The 18,006-nt window shown below is 64.7% G+C and carries 16 protein-coding genes; 10 read left to right on the top strand and 6 right to left on the bottom strand.

From position 1 onward, the window contains the following. Positions 1 to 234, bottom strand: a 234-nt coding sequence (locus BLU67_RS01235; RefSeq protein ID WP_176780649.1) for a helix-turn-helix domain-containing protein, incomplete at its 3' end; no start/stop codon positions are given. A 119-nt stretch (positions 235 to 353) separates the two neighbouring features. Here BLU67_RS01235 and leuS point away from each other — a divergent pair. Beyond that, complete coding sequence (gene leuS / locus BLU67_RS01240) at positions 354 to 3,248, top strand: leucine--tRNA ligase (RefSeq protein ID WP_092561215.1); 2,895 nt, start codon at positions 354 to 356, stop codon at positions 3,246 to 3,248. On the opposite strand, the gene BLU67_RS01245 is transcribed toward leuS, so the two are convergent. Beyond that, entirely contained in the window at positions 3,245 to 5,023 is a 1,779-nt protein-coding gene (locus BLU67_RS01245) for a helicase HerA-like domain-containing protein (RefSeq protein ID WP_092561217.1), read from the bottom strand. The genes leuS and BLU67_RS01245 overlap by 4 nt on opposite strands. Before the next feature lie 31 nt (positions 5,024 to 5,054). Between BLU67_RS01245 and BLU67_RS01250 the strand changes: the two genes are divergently transcribed. The 4 genes from BLU67_RS01250 to holA all read left to right on the top strand — a co-directional run bounded on the left by BLU67_RS01250 (position 5,055) and on the right by holA (position 9,988). Continuing rightward, positions 5,055 to 5,867, top strand: a complete 813-nt coding sequence (locus BLU67_RS01250) for a DegV family protein (protein ID WP_092561219.1) — start codon at positions 5,055 to 5,057, stop codon at positions 5,865 to 5,867. A 78-nt stretch (positions 5,868 to 5,945) separates the two neighbouring features. After that, positions 5,946 to 6,593 (top strand): ComEA family DNA-binding protein, encoded by a 648-nt coding sequence (locus BLU67_RS01255; protein ID WP_092561221.1) that lies wholly within the window; start codon positions 5,946 to 5,948, stop codon positions 6,591 to 6,593. Next, entirely contained in the window at positions 6,590 to 8,986 is a 2,397-nt protein-coding gene (locus BLU67_RS01260) for a ComEC/Rec2 family competence protein (RefSeq protein WP_092561223.1), read from the top strand. The genes BLU67_RS01255 and BLU67_RS01260 overlap by 4 nt, the downstream gene beginning before the upstream one ends. Before the next feature lie 12 nt (positions 8,987 to 8,998). Beyond that, the gene (gene holA / locus BLU67_RS01265) at positions 8,999 to 9,988 is read left to right on the top strand and encodes a DNA polymerase III subunit delta (protein WP_092561225.1); all 990 of its coding nucleotides are present in this window, start codon (positions 8,999 to 9,001) and stop codon (positions 9,986 to 9,988) included. Positions 9,989 to 10,055: 67 nt separating this feature from the next. Here the strand turns inward: holA and rpsT are convergent, their stop codons facing one another. Continuing rightward, positions 10,056 to 10,316, bottom strand: coding sequence for a 30S ribosomal protein S20 (gene rpsT / locus BLU67_RS01270; protein ID WP_092561227.1), 261 nt, complete (start codon positions 10,314 to 10,316; stop codon positions 10,056 to 10,058). A 272-nt stretch (positions 10,317 to 10,588) separates the two neighbouring features. On the opposite strand from rpsT, the gene BLU67_RS01275 reads away from it, so the two are divergent. Further along, the gene (locus tag BLU67_RS01275; protein ID WP_092561229.1) at positions 10,589 to 11,530 is read left to right on the top strand and encodes a hypothetical protein; all 942 of its coding nucleotides are present in this window, start codon (positions 10,589 to 10,591) and stop codon (positions 11,528 to 11,530) included. Here BLU67_RS01275 and BLU67_RS01280 read toward each other — a convergent pair. Together BLU67_RS01280 and BLU67_RS01285 are read right to left on the bottom strand one after the other, a co-directional pair. After that, a complete protein-coding gene (locus BLU67_RS01280) occupies positions 11,448 to 11,981 on the bottom strand; it encodes a type II toxin-antitoxin system PemK/MazF family toxin (protein WP_092561231.1) in 534 nt (177 codons plus the stop codon). The two genes, BLU67_RS01275 and BLU67_RS01280, sit on opposite strands and share 83 nt — an antisense overlap. Before the next feature lie 28 nt (positions 11,982 to 12,009). Next, positions 12,010 to 12,606, bottom strand: a complete 597-nt coding sequence (locus BLU67_RS01285) for a hypothetical protein (RefSeq protein WP_092561233.1) — start codon at positions 12,604 to 12,606, stop codon at positions 12,010 to 12,012. Between the two features lie 135 nt (positions 12,607 to 12,741). On the opposite strand from BLU67_RS01285, the gene lepA reads away from it, so the two are divergent. From lepA to hemW, 4 genes are read left to right on the top strand one after another with little or no spacing between them, the layout of a single operon-like run. After that, positions 12,742 to 14,598 carry a translation elongation factor 4 gene (gene lepA, locus BLU67_RS01290; RefSeq protein ID WP_410002412.1) on the top strand — a complete coding sequence of 619 codons (1,857 nt, stop codon included), beginning with the start codon at positions 12,742 to 12,744 and terminating at the stop codon, positions 14,596 to 14,598. Then, positions 14,595 to 15,257, top strand: coding sequence for an MOSC domain-containing protein (locus tag BLU67_RS01295; protein ID WP_092561237.1), 663 nt, complete (start codon positions 14,595 to 14,597; stop codon positions 15,255 to 15,257). Before lepA ends, BLU67_RS01295 begins: the two co-directional genes overlap by 4 nt. Positions 15,258 to 15,315: 58 nt before the next feature. Beyond that, positions 15,316 to 15,969, top strand: a complete 654-nt coding sequence (trmB, locus tag BLU67_RS01300; RefSeq protein ID WP_261976991.1) for a tRNA (guanosine(46)-N7)-methyltransferase TrmB — start codon at positions 15,316 to 15,318, stop codon at positions 15,967 to 15,969. Next, positions 15,966 to 17,177 (top strand): radical SAM family heme chaperone HemW, encoded by a 1,212-nt coding sequence (hemW, locus tag BLU67_RS01305; RefSeq protein WP_092561241.1) that lies wholly within the window; start codon positions 15,966 to 15,968, stop codon positions 17,175 to 17,177. The genes trmB and hemW overlap by 4 nt, the downstream gene beginning before the upstream one ends. Here hemW and BLU67_RS01310 read toward each other — a convergent pair. Continuing rightward, positions 17,174 to 18,001 carry a class I SAM-dependent methyltransferase gene (locus tag BLU67_RS01310; RefSeq protein ID WP_092561243.1) on the bottom strand — a complete coding sequence of 276 codons (828 nt, stop codon included), beginning with the start codon at positions 17,999 to 18,001 and terminating at the stop codon, positions 17,174 to 17,176. The two genes, hemW and BLU67_RS01310, sit on opposite strands and share 4 nt — an antisense overlap. Between the last annotated feature and the right edge of the window lie 5 nt (positions 18,002 to 18,006).

Here is an 18,006-nt window from a genome sequence, read left to right on the forward strand (position 1 = left end):
CGAGAGGATGCGATGCTCACGCTTCTTTGGGAGCCGGTTTGGTGAGGTGCGCGGGCGGGAGGAACGGTCTGTGAGTGGCAGACCAGCGCGATAACGTGCCGCCCATTTCTGTGCGGTCGAGGGCGAGACTTGGAGCCGTTGGGCTGCGCGCCTGATTGGCCAGCCCTCGTCCACGATCAGGATGGCAAGACGGCGGCGCCCTTCGGGTGTAAGGGGTGCGTTAGCGTGAGACATGAAGACCTCCGGTGACTGGATGCGAGTGTGGTAACCCACATCCTGCCGGAGGTCTTCATCTCATCTCGACCGTTCGCAACGTCCCAAGGAACTACATCTAGCCCGCTAGAATGCGAGGCATGACCACTGAGAACCACACCCCGGCCGCTGTCCCCGCTCACCGCTATACGGCGGAGCTTGCGGGCCAGCTAGAGGCCGACTGGCAGCAGCGCTGGGAGACGCGCGGCACCTTCAATGCGGACAATCCCGTGGGTGATCTTGCTGGGCCGAAGGCCGAGCTGGAGCGGTTCTTCGTGCTCGACATGTTCCCCTACCCCTCGGGCAAGGGCCTGCACGTCGGCCACCCGCTCGGCTACATCGCCACCGACGTCGTCGCGCGCTACCAGCGCATGAAGGGCAAGAACGTCGCCTACACCATGGGCTACGACGCCTTCGGCCTGCCCGCCGAGCAGTACGCCGTCCAGACGGGCCAGCATCCACGCGTCACGACTGACGAAAACATCGCGAATATGCGCCGCCAACTCTCGCGCATTGGGCTCTCGCACGACCTGCGACGCTCCATCGCGACGACGGACGACGATTACGTGAAGTGGACGCAGTGGATCTTCCTGCAGATCTACTCCTCCTGGTATGACCCCGAGGCCACCCGACGCGATGGCGGCAAAGGCTCGGCGCGCCCGATTGCCGACCTCGTCGACGAGTTCACCACCGGCGTGCGCCCCACGCCCGACGGCCGCCCCTTTGCAGAGTATTCGGCCGCCGAGCGCGCCGAGCTAATCGACAGCCACCGGCTGGCCTACATCGACTACGCGCCGGTGAACTGGTGCCCCGGACTTGGCACCGTGCTCGCCAATGAAGAGGTCACGAGCGAGGGTCGTTCAGAGCGTGGCAACTTCCCGGTCTTTGCCTCCCGCCTGCGCCAGTGGATGATGCGCATCACCGACTACGCCGACCGCCTTGTCGATGACCTCGAGACGATCGACTGGCCCGACAAGATCCGCGCGATGCAGCGCAACTGGATTGGCCGCTCCGAGGGCGCGACCGTTACCTTCACCGTGCCCGGCGGCGATGGTCGCAGCGAAACCCCGCTGCAGGTCTACACGACGCGGCCCGATACGCTCTTTGGCGCGACGTTCATGGTGATCGCGCCCGAGCATCCGCTGCTTGGCAGCGGCGATGATTTGCTCGTTCCGGCCTCGTGGCCGAGCGGCACCCGCGAGGCGTGGACCGGGGGAGCGCAAACCCCGGCCGAGGCCGTCGCCCGCTACCGCGAGCAGGCCGCGCGCCGCTCGGAGGCCGAACGTCAGGACGAAGAGCGCGTCAAGACCGGGGTCTTTACCGGTATTTACGGCATCAACCCCGTCAACGGCGAGCAGGTCCCGATCTTCGTCGCGGACTACGTCCTCATGGGATACGGCACCGGAGCGATCATGGCGGTGCCCGCCCACGATGAGCGCGACCACGCCTTTGCCACCCGCTTCGAGCTGCCGATCATCCCGACGATCGACTCGCCCGATGGCGTCGAAGACGCCGCATACACCGGCGACGGCGTCATCATTAACTCCGCGAACGAGGACATCAGCCTCAACGGCATGACCAAGGAGGATGCGAAGGCCGCGATGACGGCCTGGCTCGCCGAGCAGGGCCTGGGCGAGGCCACGACGACCTACCGCCTGCGTGACTGGCTCTTTAGCCGGCAGCGCTACTGGGGCGAGCCGTTCCCCGTCGTCTACGACGAGGACGGCCAGGTGCATGCGCTGCCCGAGGAGATGCTGCCCGTCACGCTGCCCGAGATGGACGATTTCTCCCCGCGCACCTTCGATCCGGACGACGCCGCGAGCTCCCCGGAGCCGCCGCTGGGGCGGGCCACGCAATGGCTCGAGGTCGAGCTCGACCTCGGCGATGGGCTGAAGACCTACCGTCGCGATACCAACACCATGCCCAACTGGGCGGGCTCGTGCTGGTATGAGATGCGCTACCTGGACCCGAACAACGACGATGTGCTCATCGACCCGGCCAATGAGGCCTACTGGATGGGCCCGAAAACGCCGGGCGGCTCCGGCGGCGCGGACCTGTACGTCGGCGGCGTCGAACACGCCGTGCTGCACCTGCTCTACGCCCGGTTCTGGCACAAGGTGCTCTACGACCTGGGCCACGTCACGAGCTTCGAGCCCTTCCACCGCCTGTTCAACCAGGGCTATATCCAGGCCTATGCCTACGCCGATTCGCGCGGCCAGTACGTGCCGGCCGATGAGGTCGAGGGCGATGAGAGCGCGGGCTTTACCTGGCAGGGCGAGGCCGTCACGCGCGAATACGGCAAGATGGGCAAGTCGCTGAAGAACATCGTCACGCCCGATGAGATGTGCGAGACCTACGGCGCTGACACCTTCCGGCTCTACGAAATGTCGATGGGGCCGCTGGACCTGTCCCGTCCCTGGGAGACGCGCGCCGTCGTCGGTTCGCAGCGATTCTTGCAACGGCTGTGGCGAAACGTCGTCGACGAAAACACCGGCGAGGTCACGGTCAACGAGGAGCCGATGGGCGAGGAGACCGCGCGCCTGGTGGCGCGCACCATCGCCGACGTCACCGAGGAACTTGACAATCTGCGGATGAACACCGCGATCGCCAAGATGATCGTGCTGAACAATCACCTCACCGGGCTTGCGGCAGTGCCGCGCGCCGCGATCGAGCCGCTCATCCTCATGGTCTCCCCGCTCGCGCCGCACATCGCCGAGGAACTGTGGTCGCGCCTCGGGCACGCCGACTCGCTGGCCTTTGAGCCCTTCCCGCTCGCGGATGCGGACAAGCTCGTCGATGAGACGACGACGTGCGTCGTGCAGGTCGCGGGCAAGGTACGGGACCGGCTCGAGGTTCCCGTCGATATCGCCGACGATGACCTCGCTCAGCTCGCGATCGCCTCGGCCGGTGCGCAGCGCTACCTGGCTGGCCGCGAGCCGATGAAGGTCATCGTGCGCGCGCCCAAGCTCGTCAACATCGTGCCGCCGCGCGACTAGCGGCGGCGGGTGCCGAAGATCGAGCGAGTGATCTCACGCGTGAGCGTCCGGCCCGCGGTGCGCAGCATGTCCTCCATGACGCGCGAGCGCTTCGCGGCCGCACGCTCCTGCTCACGCCGCGCGGCCTCCGCGTCCTTTTCGGCCTGACGACGCATCCGCTCGTATTCCTTCTCGCGCGCCTTATCGGCGGCGGCTCGCGCCTTTTCGGCCTCCTTGGCGGCGGCCTCGGCGGCCTTGGCCTCCTCGCGTGCCCGCGCCTCGGCAGCCACGCGCGCTTCGAGGAGCTCGAAGGCGGATTCCGGGTCGACGGCGTCCTTGTAGCGAGCGAGTTTCGCCGACGCGGCTACGTGCGCTTCAGCAACGCCCGGGCTCGCCTCGCCCATGTTCGCAGCGGGCGCGAACAGGCGCGTCGGCGCGACGGGGGTGGGCCGGCCCTTGCGGTCCAGCACGGTGACGACGGCTTCGCCCGTGCCGAGCGAGGTCAGCACCTCGGCCAGGTCATAGGGGGAAGTCGGGAACGTGGAGACGGTTTCCTTCAGCTTCTTCGCGTCCTGCGGCGTGAAGGCTCGCAGCGCGTGCTGCACCCGGGCACCCAGCTGTGCCAGCACGTCGGCGGGCACGTCCTTGGGGGTCTGCGTGACGAAGAAAATGCCGACGCCCTTGGAACGCACGAGCCGCACTGTCTTGATGACCTCATCGAGGAAGGCCTTCGAGGCGCCGTTAAACAGCAGGTGCGCCTCGTCGAAGAAGAAGACGAGCTTCGGTTTTTCCCCGTCGCCAACCTCAGGCAGCGTCTGGAACAGGGAGGCCAGCAGCCACATGACGAAGGTCGAAAACAGCACGGGCTGATCGTGCACGCTCGGCAGCTCGAGCACGGAGATGACGCCGCCCTCGCCCGTCATGGCGAGCAGGTCGGCGGTATCAAAGGCCGGTTCGCCGAAGAACTCGTCACCGCCCTGCGCCTCGAGCGCGGCAAGTTTACGCAAGATGACGCCGGCCGTCGCGGACGAAATACCGCCGATAGCCTTCAGCGACTCCTTGCCCTCATCGCTTGCGAGATAGGCGACGACGGCGCGCAGGTCCTTGACGTCAATGAGTGCCAGCTGCTGGGAATCGGCCCAGTGGAAGATGAGCTGCAACGCGGATTCTTGCGTGTCGTTCAGCTCTAGGACGCGCGCGAGCAGTAGCGGACCAAAGTCGGTGATCGACGTGCGCACCGGGATCCCGACGCCCGCGCTGCCAAGGCGGTAGAGCTCGACGGGAAATGCGCGTCCGGCCCACTGCTGGCCGAGCGCCTGGGTGCGGGCGCTCAGCTTATCGGAGCCCTGGCCGGCTTCAAGCAGGCCCGTCAGATCGCCCTTGATATCCATGACAAAGCTCGGCACGCCCGCCGTTGATAGCCCCTCGACCATGAGCTGCAGCGTGCGCGTCTTGCCGGTGCCCGTCGCGCCCGCGACGAGGCCGTGGCGGTTCATCATGGCAAGCGGTAGCGAGATTCGGGCGCTTGGCACCGGCTGCCCGTCCTCCAGCAGGACGCCGAGCTGAAGCACTTCGCCGTCGAAGTGGTAGCCCTCGGTGATGGTCTGGACCTGGGGCGAATCACTCGGCGCCGCGGGCTCCGGGGCCGCGGGCTCTGGAGCGGCAGCGGCGGCGGCGAGGGCGGCTTCAGCGGCTGCGGCTCGCGCGGCGGCGGCTTTGGCTTCGGCTTCGGCGGCTTCGGCGGCGGCCGCGGCCGCCGCCGCCTTCAGGGCAGCGAGATCAGGCGTATCCGTCATAGGCCTATCCTATTCGTGGCAAGCTAGCGATATGACCTTTGCGCTGCTCACGGATTCCTCGTGTGCGCTGCCCGCCGCGAGCAGCGAGGCGGCCCGCGTTCCGATCATCGAGGTACCCCTCAGCGTCGAACACGCAGCGGGCCGCCCCACGACGTCCCAACCCAGCGCGGCCGCACTGCTCGACGCGCTAGATCGCGCCAGCCTATCCGGTACGCGTCCCGTCATCGCGCCAGTACTGTCCTCCAAGCTGTCAGGCACGGCCCAGGCGCTGCGCCAAATCGTCGTGGAGCACGGGGCCGACTGCCAGGTCATCGATACCCTCACGACGGGCGGCACGCTCGGCCTTGCCGTCCTTGCGGCCTCCCGCGCGACATCGCCGGCTGCCGCGGCCGCCATCGTCCGCGAGGTCGTTGCCAAATCCATGACGCAGCTGCTCGTTGGCGATCTGAAGCCGCTCGTCGCTGGCGGCCGACTCGCCTTGCCGAGCGCGATGATCGGCACCGCCCTCGGCATCGTTCCCATCATCGACGTGCGCGAGGGACAGCTCCGCCTTGCCGAGGCCGTGCGCGGCAAGAAGCGTGCCCGCAACCGCATGATCGCCCGCGCGCTCACTCACCTCGGGGCGCGGCCCGCGCGAGCGGTGCCCGCCGACGGCGTCGACTGCTTTTGCCACGTCCCAGGGGACGATCCGTTTCCTGATGAGGTCGCCGCTGCTCTCGCCGTCGCGGACGTTCCCGTCCGCGACCTGCGCGTTGCCCCGCTGCCGGAGGCCCTGACCGTCCACACCGGGCAAACCTACTGGGGTCTGTGCCTGACCCCCGCGCTGGCCGCGGATATCCACTAGCGCATCTTCGGGCCTCTTGTAGACGTTTCCCTCCGCCGGCGCCCGCCGCGAGAAGGCAGGCCGCCCTAGGTTGGCGGCATGTCAGATCTGCGCGCTGGGAGCGAACCCATAGAGCGCCGTCGAGTCCGGGTGTTGGCGGGCCCGCGCGTCGTCCTCGCGCTTGTGGCCCTCACCCTCATCAGTGCCGTCGCGGCGCTCGGCTTTCATCTGGCCACCGGTACAACGGCAACGGTCATTGCCACCCCGCCCGCAACGGCCTCGCCATCGGGCCCCGTCGTTGTCCCCGAAGAGCCCGCAGCGGGCGCAGATATCGTCATTTACCTCACGGGCGAGGTCGAGAAGCCGGGCGTGTACACGCTGCCGGCCACAGCCCGGCTCACCGACGCGATCGCGGCGGCCGGGGGACTGCGCGCGGGGGCCGATCCGGCGGCTCAGAACCTCGCGCGCCATCTGGAAGATGGCGAGCACATCCACGTTCCCAAACCGGGGGAGGCCCCGCCCGCCGCGGCAGGGGCCGCAACGCCAGCCGAGGGACTGATCAACGTCAACACCGCGACGAGCGAACAGCTCCAACAGATCTCCGGCATCGGGCCCGCCCTCGCCGAACGCATCATCAACCACCGCGAGACCAACGGGCCGTTCACTTCCGTCGACGCGCTTGATGACGTATCCGGGATTGGACCCGCGCTGTTATCGCGGCTGCGCGAAAAGGTCGAGGCGAAGTGAAATCTCGCCGCCCGGCTCTCGATCTACGCCTTGCTCCACTGGCCCTTGGCACATGGGCCGGGGCATGGCTCGTCCTTTCCGCGCCGCGCACGATCGCCCTCGCGGCCTTCCTTATGGCGAGCCTGCTTGCGGCGCTCAGCCACGCCCGCCGGCGCGGCCGCCACCGCGACAGCGAACGCAGCGTCCTTGCAGTCTTTATCGCCGTCGGGCTAGGGCTCGGCATCCTCACGAGCGGCGTGCATGTCGCGACCCGCGGGACCATCATCGCCGAGGCGGCCAAGCGCGGCACCGACAACCTCGTCGTCTCTATCGAGGCGATCGCCCGCACCGATCCGGTCGCGATCACCGGCCCGGAGTGGGCAGGGGACCGCCGCCGATTCATCGCCGACGCTACCCGCGTGTGCCTGAAAGGGCAGTGCCATGCCAGCCGTGAGGTCGTCACGATCCTCGGGCCAACAAGCGGTATCAGCGCGGGCAGTAGAATCACCGCGAGCGGGCGGCTGCGGGCGGCGCGCCCCGGTGAAGAGTCGGCCGCGCTCCTGTCCGCCAGCAAACTGGCCGAGAGTTCACCGCCACGCGGACTTGGGGCCCTCACCGCTCGGATCCGAACCGACTTCCGGGCCGTGGCCGACGAACTCTCGCCCCAGGGGGCGGGCCTCGTGCCGGGCATCTCGATCGGCGATCGCTCCCGCCTGCCAGCAAGTCTCGATGACGCTATGAAGGCCGCCTCCCTCACCCATTTGACGGCGGTCTCCGGTGCCCACGTCGCCGTCATCCTTGCGACCGTTCTCCTGCTGACCGCTGCGCTGCCACGGTGGGCGGGCATTGCCGCGGGTGCGGCCACCCTCATTGGGATGTTCTTGCTCGTTGGCCCGATGCCCTCGATCAAACGCGCCACCGTCATGGGCCTAGTCGTGCTGCTTGCGCGGCTGCGCGGCAGAGCACCGACGGGCCTGCCAGCCCTCAGCGTGGCGGTGATCGCCGTCGTTTCGATCTGGCCGCATTCTGCTCGCAGCTACGGCTTCGCCCTGTCCGTCACCGCGACCGCTGGCCTGATGCTCCTGACACCCATCATGACCCGCGTGTTAGCGCGGTTCTTCTCCCAACAACTGGCCCGTGCGCTCGCTGTGCCGCTAGCTGCACAACTGGCATGTACGCCGATCATTGCCCTTATGATTTCCGAGGTCCAAACCTATGGAATCTTCGCGAATCTCATCGCCACACCCGCGTTCATCCCAGCCCTGCTGACCGCGATGCCGGCGGCCCTGCTCGCTCCGGTTTTTCCCCGGGCCGCAAGCGTTCTGGCCCACGTATCGTCGGGTCTTACGTGGTGGCTAGCGCGAGTGGCTCAGTTCTTTGCCGAATTGCCCGTGGCTCGCTACGGCCTGCCGGAGGGGATTGGTGGCGTCGCGATCGCAATCGGTGGATGCCTCGTGGTTCTTGGTACGGTCATTGCCGCTGACCGGTGGCTATCCACCCGGCCACGAAAACGTCAGGCTTCCCGTCGCCGCATGCGGGCGGCACTGGCAATCGCTATGGCTGCCGTCATCTGCGGCGTTGTCACCTACCGCTGGGCGAGCGGTGGAGTCCGTGAGTGGGATATGTGGCAGTGCGATGTCGGACAAGGCTCGGCATTCCTCATCCGCGCGGGACCGACCTCGGCACTCCTCGTTGATGCCGGCAGTCCCGGCGCCGGTGTTGAACGCTGCTTATCTCAGGCCGGCATTTCAAATCTCCCCATCGTTTTCCTCTCTCACCCGCACTCCGATCACGTCGGTGGTTTGCACGATGTACTCGTCGGTGTGGACGTCGGGCAGATCATCATCGGTCCCAGCCGTCACCCGAGCGCAAACACAGAGCAGACGTCTCAACTCGCCGCATCGGCCGACATCGACATCACCGATGCCGTGCGGGAGGGAAGGTACCTCACCGGTTCAAGTGGGCAGGCCACGTGGCAAATCTGGGGCCCTACCCGCGCAGTCGCCGATAGTTGGGACCACGATGCTGGTGCTAATGATCTCTCGCTTGTGGTGTATGCCGAATCCGGGGGCATCCGCGCCCTCATCTTGGGCGACCTTGAACTGGAGGGGCAGGCCGAGCTTTATCGTCGGCTATCAGCGGTGTGTTCGGTCCCGCGCTGTCCCGAGATCGATGTGCTGGTGATGGCTCACCACGGCTCGGGGCGTCAGCTGCCAGAACTCGCACATCAGTTGGCGGCTCCTGTCGTGGTCATCTCGGTAGGAGCCGATAACGACTATGGCCACCCCACAGCGTCGGCGATCGAGCTGTATGAGGCGAGCGGCGGAACAATCTTCCGCACCGATCGCGACGGCGCATTGACCTTTCACGCCACGCCGGACGGTGTCGCTGTGACGCGCCGCGGCGGATCGTGAGAAAGTGAAGGCGTGCCTCCCCGTCAACGAAAAGCCCCCGCCGGACTCAGCTGGGACGTCGTGGAACTTGCGCCCATCGTCCTCATTAAAGGTCCCGAAGCGGTCCTCGCCGATCGCGCACGAACCCGATTGATGCGCCAAGCCCGCGACATCGACCCGGATACCGAAATCACCCATGTTGATGCGGCAGCCTATGCACCTGCGCAGCTCGGCGTGTTGACCTCACCGTCTCTCTTCGGCGAGCGGCGACTCATCATGGTGGACAACGCCAACCAAATGAACGATGCGTTTCTCACGGAAATGCTGGACTACCTCGAGCACGTCGAAGAGGACTGTTGGGTCATTGTTCACCACGGCGGGGGACAACGCGGTAAGAAGCTCCTCGATGCGCTAGCTACTGCGGGGCCCGTAGTTGCGTGTGAGGAAATCAAAACCGATGGCGATAAGGCCGCGTTTATTGCGCAGGACTTTCGGCGCGCTCGGCGACGTATCGATAGGGAGGCTGTGACCGCGCTCGTTGAGGCGGTCGGCTCGGATGTGGCTGAACTCGCAGCAGCCTCCGCGCAGCTCATTGCTGATACTTCCGGGACTGTCACGACAGATGTCGTCAAGCGCTACTACGGAAACCGGGTGGAAGCCTCTGGGTTCGCCGTTGCCGATGCGGCGCTCGCGGGCGATATTCCCAAAGCCCTGGCACTGTCACGACATGCGATCGATACCGGCACATCACCGGTGCCACTCGTTGCCGCGTTGGCGATGAAACTTCGCTCGTTGGCGAAGGTGGGCGGCATGCAGGCGCGGGGGCTGAACGCGCGCGATGTAGGGCTCGCGCCCTGGCAGATCGACCGCGCTCGCCGCGAGCTGCGCGGATGGCGTCCGGAAGGCTTGGGAGCCGCAATCATTGCGGTCGCGCAAGCCGATGAGGACGTCAAAGGCGGAGGCAAGGATCCGGTCTATGCGGTCGAGAAAGCCATTTTGGCCATTGGCGCGGCACGCGGCTAGATAAACGAAAACCGCCGATGACCTGAGCGGTCTCGGCGGTTTCGAATCAGCGTATGCTGGAGCGTCCTTACAGGGAGTTAACGGCGCGGGCGAGCTTGCCCTTGCGGTTGGCTGCCTGGTTCTTGTGGATGACGCCCTTGGAGTGAGCCTTGTCGAGCTTGCGGCTCGCGACAGTCAGCGCCTTCTCGGCGGCGTCCTTATCGCCCGCAGCAACTGCCTCACGGACACGACGGACGTAGGTCTTGAGCTCGCTCTTCACAGCCTTGTTGCGCTGACGAGCCTTCTCGTTCGTCTTGTTGCGCTTGATCTGAGACTTGATGTTAGCCACTTGTGGTGAACTCTTTCGTTGTTCGCTTGCGCGATCGGATTCGGTCAGTGAGGGATAGTGTCGGCGCCGGGACTGGGCCGTGGGGATGGCACGTGGTTGGCTCCGACAGGTGCGCCACACGACCATGCGGTACACCGAGGATCAACACTATCACCGAAACCCCCTGACGCCGCTAGTGAATCCGCGCGCTAATGCCCACCACCGGGTGTGAATCGCCGCACCCTGGCGCGTCGGTATAGTAAATCCGTTAATGAAACAAAGTGGGGACAGCAGTGGAAGAGTGGCGACTCAACCATCCCGAGTTCGGTGAGCTTGTCGTCCGTATCGCGCGGCCCGTCGAGCTTCACCCCTACGACCCGGAGTTCCCGCGTAAGCACGCCGACCCTCCTGACTGGGAAGAACACGACAGCCCCAAGAATCGACTCACTGCGTTACTCACCAAGCTGAAGGATCGCCGCACGGCAGGCAAAGAACGGTCGATGCTCTTCACCGTCAATGGCGAGGTTCGTGCGCGCCTAAAGAACATGGAACGAGCGAAAGTGCCCGTCAAGCTCGAGGCCGACGAAGAGGATGACGAGCCTGACATCCCGACGCGGACCGTGCCGATCGGCAATGAGCCCTTCATCGACATCGATGTCAACCTATTTGGGGAACCTCGCTCGATCTACTTTCGCGATCGCGGCAGCCACGAAGTCGCGCTGTTTGATGTCCCGAACAACTCGCCGGCAGAGCGTCGGTTCAAGGCAATGGAAGCCTCCCCCTGGAAACGCTTGGTTTTCCCGATCATGGCGGGCATGGGCAAGGTGGGGTGGGCGCTCATCGTCATTCTCGCCGCACCACTGATCGAACGGATAGTGACGTGGCTCCTCAGTTTCCTGCCCGAGATCAATATCCCGTGGCCACAGATCAATATCCCTTGGCCAGAAATCAATATCCCGTGGCCACAGATCAATATTCCTTGGCCCGAGATCTCGCTGCCATCACTTCCTGCATTGCCTGCCTGGTTGGAGTGGTTGATTGACCATCCCAAGCTGTGGATGCCGATCGTGATCGGCATCATTGCAGGAATTCTCGGCATGCGACGCGCTAAGAGATCCGCCAAGACACGCAAGTCCTGGCAAGAGCGGCAGGCTAGCCCTGATGAAGAGAAATCAACGCGTCAGTCACCGCATCAAAGACCGGCTTGTCGAGACGACCACCTTCGCGCCGAATAACATCGGGCGAGACCCACAACAGCCGGTCGAGACGCACCTCTGACGGGCGGCCGCGACGATCCCAGACGCCGCTGCCCACATCCATCCAGTAGCGGCCGTAGCGCGCTTCCTTATCTGCGTCCCGGTCGTGGTCCTTGCTTGTGAGCTGCGCGATGATCAGCTGATTGCTCTCTCGAGCGAGGACGAGGACCGGACGGTCCTTACCCTGGGTGGCGTCTTCTTCGTAGGGCACCCACGTCCAGACGACTTCGCCGGGATCGGCATCACCGTCGAGTTCAGGTGAGTACTCGAAGCGAGGCAAGCCGCGCGTCGTGTCGTACTCGCCGATGGTTGCGCTGGCACGTGGCGCCGGCTGGACCCGGCGCGGTGAGGCGCTCGTGCGGGATGACTTTAAGGCATCGGTCGCGAGTTGGGAGACAAGTCGCAAACCGCGTCGAAACAGGGAATTCACGTCTCCACTGTACAAAGGAGACGCGTTGTTAGCTCAAGAGCAAGGCAAATGCGCACACGATGAAGCCGAATAGGGCGAGGGGGAGCGCCGCTGCGGTCCCGATAAACGACCCAATGATGATTCGAAGGTCGTGCTTGAGGTACGGCGCATTGACAACCCCACCCGCGGCGCGAATAAGGCCGCGTTGGGCGGCTTCGATGCGCGGAAAGTACTTCGCTGTGCGAATTGTCGTTTCGCGATAGGCCTCACCGAGGGCTTGTGCCTCGTCGTGCAGCGCCGAGTTCACCGCACCCGATGATTGATACGGCGCGACTTCCTGATCATGGCTGACGACGTCATCATCGATGACGACGGCGACGCCGGTTGCCTGACGCTCGAGATCGTCCAAGTTGCGTCGCAGGATTTCCCGGTAGATGCCGAACGCCGCGATAAAGATCCATAGCACGATGGCAAGCGCGAGCGGCAAGAACCGGATCGGTGACGAGGAGGAGGCAATGACAGCCAGCGACATGAGGGCCAGCAGACCGGTTGCCCCTGCTGCAGCCATGAGGAGCAGCCCTCCCGGCTTGTGTGCAATGCGCAGCAGGGTTGGCAGCAGCTTCGTGACAGTCTGCGACGATGTCATGTCTTTACTCTGACACCGCCGGCGGCCCAAAGCACGCCTAAACGTGGCGCGTTCGTCCTTGGCGCAACTGGGTTAGATCCTTGCGGTCATGCGACAATGGCGCGGACGACGTTTTGGGAAATGAGGAATCTGTTCGTGCCCCTGAGCAATAACCCGGCCCTTGATGCCATTCGCCCCGCGGCCACCGACCCGTCGCTGCTGCGTAACTTCTGCATCATTGCGCATATCGACCACGGTAAGTCGACGCTTGCTGACCGCATGCTCCAACTCACGGGGGTAGTCGAGGAGCGACTCATGCGCGCCCAGTACCTCGATCGCATGGATATCGAACGCGAGCGCGGGATCACGATCAAATCTCAGGCCGTCAGGATGCCCTGGGTCGTGAGCGAGCAGCCCTACGCGCTCAACATGATTGACACGCCCGGCCACGTCGACTTCTCCTATGAGGTCTCACGCTCGCTTGCGGCCTGTGAGGGTGCGGTCCTGCTCGTGGATGCGGCCCAGGGGATTGAGGCGCAGACTCTCGCCAACCTCTATATGGCGCTCGAAAACGATCTGACGATCATCCCGGTCTTGAACAAGATCGATCTGCCCGCGGCCCAGCCCGAGAAGTATGCGGAGGAACTTGCCGGACTCATTGGTGGCGAGCCCGAGGACTGTCTGCGGGTCTCCGGTAAGACCGGCGCCGGCGTGACCGAATTGCTCGACCGAATCGTCGCCGAAATCCCCGCTCCGCAGGGTGATTCCGACGGACCCACCCGCGCCATGATCTTTGATTCGGTGTACGACACCTACCGCGGCGTCGTCACCTATGTGCGCGTCATCGACGGTCATATCGAGCCGCGCGACCGCATCGAGATGCTCTCGACGAAGGCCCGTCACGAGCTGCTGGAAATTGGGGTGATTTCTCCGGAGCCCACGCCGTCGAAGGGTCTTGGCGTCGGCGAGGTCGGCTACCTCATTACCGGTGTGAAGGATGTTCGCCAGTCGCGTGTCGGTGACACCGTCACGACGACCGCTCGCGAAGCAACCGAGCCACTCGCGGGCTACCGCGATCCACAGCCGATGGTCTTTTCAGGCCTGTATCCGATTGACGGTTCGGATTATCCGGCGCTGCGAGAGGCACTCGACAAACTCAAGCTGAATGACGCTGCCCTCGTCTACGAGCCGGAAACCTCCGCGGCCCTTGGTTTCGGTTACCGCTGCGGATTCCTTGGCCTGCTTCACCTCGAAATCGTGCGGGAGCGATTGGAGCGCGAGTTCAATCTCGACCTCATCTCAACTGCGCCCAACGTCGTCTACACCGTCGAGATGGAAGACCGCACCACGGTGACCGTGACGAACCCGTCGGAGTTTCCCGACGGGAAGGTCCACGCCGTGCACGAGCCCATGGTCAAGGCGACGATTTTGCTGCCAAGTGATTTCGTCGGGGCCGTCATGGAACTGTGCCAAAACCGCCGCGGCAACCTGCTTGGAATGGACTACCTCTCTCCGGAGCGTGTCGAGCTGCGCTACGAGCTCCCGCTCGCCGAGATCGTGTTCGACTTTTTCGATCAGCTCAAATCGCGTACGAAGGGCTATGCCTCCCTCGACTACGACATGACGGGCGACCAGGTCGCGAATCTCGTCAAGGTCGACATCCTGCTACATGGCGACACGGTCGACGCCTTTTCCGCCATTGTCCACCGCGACAAGGCCTACGAGTACGGCGTGGAGATGGCCGGCAAACTCAAGAACCTCATCCCGCGCCAGCAATTCGAGGTTCCCATTCAAGCCGCGATCGGCTCGCGCATCATTGCTCGCGAGACCATCCGCGCGCTCCGCAAGGACATGCTCGCCAAGTGCTACGGCGGCGATATCTCCCGCAAGCGCAAGCTGCTGGAAAAGCAGAAGGAAGGCAAGAAGCGGATGAAGGCCATCGGTCGCGTCGAGGTGCCGCAGGAGGCCTTTGTTGCGGCGCTATCCTCGGATGCGCCGACGGGCAAGAAATGACCGTCCTCGGACGAGTCGAGGCGGTGTGCTTAGCGCACCCTGTCTTGACGGTGGTGCCGGGACCGGTGGGTCTGAGCGCGATTGACAAGCGGCCGACCGCAAAGGCCGTGGTGGTCGACGACCTTGGCCTGCAGGGCGATATCCAATGCGCCCGCAAACACCACGGTGGCCGTGATAAAGCCATCTACGTTATGGACTCGGCCGAGTTCGCATACTGGGAACGTGAACTCGCAACAGACCTGCTCTATGGCCACTTTGGCGAGAACCTGCGCATCGCGTCACCCACGGGCTGGGGCATCGACGATGCAGAGATCGGTGAAAAGTGGCGCATCGGGGGTATCGAGGTTGAGGTGACGGGGCCGCGTAACCCGTGCGCGACGTTTTCGTTTCACATGGGTATTGAGCGCTGGAATCGCACCTTTCGTCAGCGGGGACGACCCGGGGTCTATCTCAAGGTCCACAAGCCCGGCACGATCACCGCGGGCGATAGCGTCGAACTCCTCGATCGACCCGGCCATGGAGTCTCAGTGACACAGTGGTTTTCACACCACGATCCCGCTGATGCGCGCGCGATCCTCGCGCTGCACGACGCCGGCGAGATGACCGTGGCGCCCTACACGTTGAAGTACCTCATCGCGGCCGTCATGCGGGAGGGATAGCAGGATGACGAACAGGTATCACGCCCGAACGACATCATTCGTCCGTCGCGGTGAGCGCATGACCCGATCCCAGGCCGCGGCGTGGGAGAGGTTCGCTGACGATCGTGTGATCGAGGTGGAACGAGCCGACGGTTTTACGACCGTCGCTCCAGATCAGACCTTGGATCTGGCAGCGATCTTTGGTGGCCCCGCACAGCGCACGATCATCGAAATCGGCACCGGAACGGGCGATCAGATCGTTCACGCGGCCGCGCTCAACCCCGACACCCACTTCGTCGGCTTTGAGGTTTGGCGGCCCGGAATCGCCCAGGCGCTTGTGAAGGCCAACCAGGCCGGCGTGAGCAATCTTCGCTTCATCCAGGCGGACGCCGAGCAGGGACTGACTCACCTTTTTGCCGCCAATAGCATCGATGAGGTCTGGACGTTCTTCCCGGACCCTTGGCAGAAGTCGCGCCACCACAAGCGTCGACTCGTCAAGGAGACTTTCGCGACCGACGTCGCCCAGGTGCTAGTCGATGGTGGTGCCTGGCGACTAGCGACCGATTGGCGCGCCTACGCTTCGCACATGATTCACGTCCTGTCGGCACACCCCGACTTCGAGCTCTATAACCAGGGTCGTTTTGCGGGACGAACGCTTACCAAGTTCGAAGCCCGCGCTGAAGCCGAAGGACGCTTCCCCTACGACCTGGTTGCCTACCGGAAGGCCCGATAGTGCCGGCTTTTCCCGACGGCGAGCCAGCACCCGAATCGGGCGCGCTGCCCGAATCAGCCCGCCACGGCGCCGCCGAGCGTCCATGGTCCGCCTACGTCCACGTGCCGTTTTGCTCGGTGCGCTGCGGCTACTGCGACTTCAACACCTATACGGCCAGAGAGCTTGGCCCCGGCGCGGACCGAGACCAATACGCCAATACGCTCGCCACCGAGATTGAGCTTGCGGGCGCCGTGCTCGCCGAGTTTCCAGAGCGAGAACTCGACACCGTGTTCTTTGGCGGCGGCACCCCGACCTTGCTGCCTGCCGCAGATCTCGCAGCCATGCTTGATGCGCTGAAACAGCGTTTCGGGCTGGTACCAGGCGCGGAAGTGACGACTGAAGCGAACCCGGATACCTTGAGCGACAGCTATGCTGCTGAGCTCGCAGCTGCCGGGTTCACTCGGGTCTCGATCGGCATGCAATCCGCCGACGAGCGCGTCCTTTCGGTGCTCGACAGAACCCACAATCCGGACAATGTCGCGACGGCCATTGCTGCCGCCAAAAACGCTGGCCTATCGTGCTCCCTCGATCTGATCTACGGCACCCCCGGCGAGTCACATGACTCGTGGCGGACGTCGCTGCAGGCGGCTATTGCTCTCGAGCCGGACCACATCTCGGCCTACGCCCTCGGGATCGAGGAGGGAACAAAGATGGGCGCCGACGTTCGGCGCGGTCTGCTGCCTGACGTCGACCCCGACGTACAGGCCGACCGGTACGAGATCGCCGACGAGCTCCTCACCTCTGCCGGATACCCGTGGTACGAAGTCTCAAACTTCGCACGCCCCGGCCACGAATGCCGACACAACATCCATTACTGGCGTAACTCCGATTGGTGGGGCTTCGGGCCGGGAGCGCACTCGCATATCGGCGGGGTGCGGTGGTGGAACGTGAAGCATCCTCGCGCTTACGCTCAGTTGCTCGCGACCGGCGTCTCGCCCGCACACGCCCGCGAGGTACTGTCCGATCGGGCGCGCCACGAGGAGCACGTCATGCTCGGTATCCGGTTGCGTGAGGGAATTGCCATCCCGATGGACGCACGAGCTGAGATCGATACCTTGGTGGGCGACGGACTTATTGATGCCACCGCGGCCGCCGACGGGCGCGCTGTTCTCACACTGCGGGGCCGGCTGCTAGCCGACCGGGTCACCTATGCGCTGCTCGGGATCTAGGGCAGGTGTGCCGATAGGAGGAATTGCAACGGCAGGTTCTCGCCTCCGTGCTTGAGGCGGAAACCATCCTCGCATTCCTCCATCGCATCGGGCCAGATCCGCCACGCCGCGGTCCACGATTCCTCGAATGCATCAAGCCTCAAACCGGCGTCCAATACCGCGGTGATGACCTCACCGATTGAGTGACTCCACTGGTGATTGCGCGCCGCAGTAAGCGGCGCCGAACCTTCCGCGCTCTCGACATAGCTCTGCTCACTCAGCCACGTGATCGGCGCGCGCTGTTCGAAGTACGGCAGCTCGATCACAAATCCCCGCGAAATATCGTCCCCGATCGTCATCGCCATCGGGTGGTCATCGCGCAAGAAGAGCCGCCCGCCGGGCTTCAGCAGGCTCGCCACGACGCGCGCCCACGACGCGATATCGGGAAGCCAGCACAGCACCCCGATCGTCGTATAGACGAGGTCGAACTCGCCGTCGAGCGCCTCGCGTGCGTCGTAGACATTGGCCTGGACGAACGAGACTCTGTCCTCGGAGCCCGCCTGGGTCGCGAAGGTGCGGGCACGACGAACGGACTCGCCCGAAAGGTCGAGCCCAACGACCTGTTCCGCACCAAGCCGAGCCAGGCTCACGGTATCCGTGCCGAGATGGCTTTGCAGATGGCAGACGCGAGCCCCGGATAGGTCTCCAAGGTAGGGGAGGTCCCGGCGGACCGTGGTGCTGATCGCCGCGGGGTCCGCGATGAGCTCGGACATCCCGTAGCCGGCTTCGGCGTGGAGCCGGGCGCGGTCGTCCCAATTGGCGGCGTTGTCTGCGAAATAATCCATAGCTG

It is taken from the genome of Bowdeniella nasicola, assembly GCF_900107735.1.
GTDB lineage: Bacteria > Actinomycetota > Actinomycetes > Actinomycetales > Actinomycetaceae > Bowdeniella > Bowdeniella massiliensis.